This window comes from Mycobacterium sp. (assembly GCF_049802695.1).
In the GTDB taxonomy this organism is placed as follows: domain Bacteria; phylum Actinomycetota; class Actinomycetes; order Mycobacteriales; family Mycobacteriaceae; genus Mycobacterium.
Genome location: NZ_JBARMY010000059.1, coordinates 1 through 2,105, shown reverse-complemented (window position 1 = coordinate 2,105; position 2,105 = coordinate 1). Strand labels below are relative to the sequence as shown.

Sequence of the window (2,105 nt, the reverse complement as noted above, 5' to 3'; positions counted from 1 at the left end):
GTGTCAGCCGCACCCCGATCCGCGAGGCGCTCAGGCGACTGCAGCAAGACGGACTCATCGACCGCAACGAGCGCGGCATGGGAGTGCGCGAGCGCAGCCCCGAGGAGATCATCGACATCTACGAGACGCGCATGGTCCTGGAAGCGCTGGCGGCCAGGGCGGCAGCCGAACGTCGTATGAGTCATGACCTGCGGTCGCTAGAACTATGGATAGAGCGCGCCGCGGAGGTGGCCGATACCGACACCGGCGGTATGACCGCCGTCAACCAGCAATTCCACTGGGCGGTCTGGCGCGCTGCGCATAACGAGTCACTCATCGATCTTCTGCAGCGGCTTAACCTGCACCTCGCCCGCTATCCCGGCACCACATTGGCATCACCGGGACGCTGGGATTCGGCCCGAGCTGAGCACCGCAGGCTCGCTGAGGCGATCGAGCGGCGAGACGGGGACGGTGCCTATGACATCGCGCTGCATCACTTCACCGCGGCCCGGGATATCCGCCTGGCGCTTTTCAAGGAAGAAACGCGCCTTCCTCGAGGCGACCAGGCGCTGTTTTAGCGGTGTGCCGCGCGGCTAGTCCTTTCCGGCCCGGACCCGGAGTCTCATCGACGGGTGACGCGATCCTGTGGCTTAAGTTGCTGACGTAAATCAACTCAGCCTCTGGTGTTAATGTGTACATCTGTATACACTGATGCTGTGCAATCGGATCCGAAGTGGGCGGGATGCCACTGGGACGTCATCGTTGCCGGCGGGGGTAATGCCGCAGTCGTCGCGGCGCTGAGCGCCAACGATCTGGGGGCGACCGTTCTCGTGCTTGAACGAGCGCCAAGGCACCTTCGGGGCGGCAACAGCAGGCACACGCGCAACATTCGCTGCGTGCACGGGAGTGACGAGTTCAACACCGGGCCCTATAGCTCGCAGGAACTATGGAACGACCTCTGCAACGTCGGCGAGGACCCCAACAATGAGGAGCTAGCCCGGTTCACGGTACGGGATTCGGAGTCCGTTCTGCAATGGATGGCTGACCACGGCGCTCGCTGGCAGAAAGCGCTGCGAGGGACATTGCATCTGGACCGGACCAACCGATTCTTCCTGGGCGGCGGAAAGGCACTGCTTAACTCCTACTACCGCACCGTGAGCATGCGCCAGGGAATAACGGTGGCCTACGACGCCATGGTGGAGGATTTTGAATTCAGCGACATGAGCTGCACAAGCGTTGTTGTCCGCGTGGCGGACCGCCGCGTCCGGGTGCGCGGCACGACCGTGATCTGCGCCAGCGGCGGATTCGAGGCCAACATCGACTGGCTGCGGCGATACTGGGGCGACGCCGTCGACAACTACATCATCCGCGGTACCCCGTATAACGACGGTCATATCCTCTCGCGTCTGTACGCGGCAGGCGCCGGGAAGGCCGGCTATGAGAAGGGATTCCACGCCATAGCCCTCGACGCGAGGTCGCCAAAATTTGACGGGGGCATCGCCACCCGGCTCGACACCATCCCTTTCGGCATTACCGTCAACGCCGCCGGGCAGCGCTTCTACGACGAGGGCGAGGACTTCTGGCCCAAGCGTTACGCCATGTGGGGCAAGCACATCGCGGAGCAGCCGGGCCAGATCGCCTACGCGCTCTGGGACTCGAAGGTGAACGGCCTCTTCCTGCCGCCGATATACGGCGCCTACACCGGCCGCACGCCAGAGCAGGTGGCTGCCGCGCTGGGACTGGACCCCGGGGTTGTCGGGACCCAGGTCGGCGCGTTCAACGAGGCCGTCGTGGAGGGCGGGACCTTCGACCCCACCGCACTCGACGACTGCCGCACCAAGGGCCTGGCTCCGGACAAGACCCACTGGGCGCAGAAGCTCGACACGCCGCCGTTCTATGGCGTTGCCATGCGCCCCGGCATCACGTTCACATACATGGGCGTCGCCATCGACCGCGACGCGCGGGTTCTGCACGCCGGCGGCAGGGCCTTCGAGAACGTGTTCGCCGCCGGCGAGATCATGTCGGGAAACATCCTCAGCGTCGGGTACCTCGCCGGCTTCGGAATGACCATCGGCAGCGTATGGGGCCGCAAGGCAGGCACCGAGGCGGCGAAGCATGCCCGCGGA

General features: G+C 64.8%; 2 protein-coding genes. Both read left to right on the top strand.

Features of this window, described 5'->3' with window-relative positions:
• Window positions 1-557: GntR family transcriptional regulator (locus WA317_RS02270; RefSeq protein WP_425171493.1), on the top strand; the 557-nt coding region annotated here is incomplete at its 5' end.
• Between the two features lie 138 nt (window positions 558-695).
• The coding region (tcuA, locus tag WA317_RS02265; protein WP_425171492.1) for an FAD-dependent tricarballylate dehydrogenase TcuA at window positions 696-2,105 on the top strand (1,410 nt) is incomplete at its 3' end.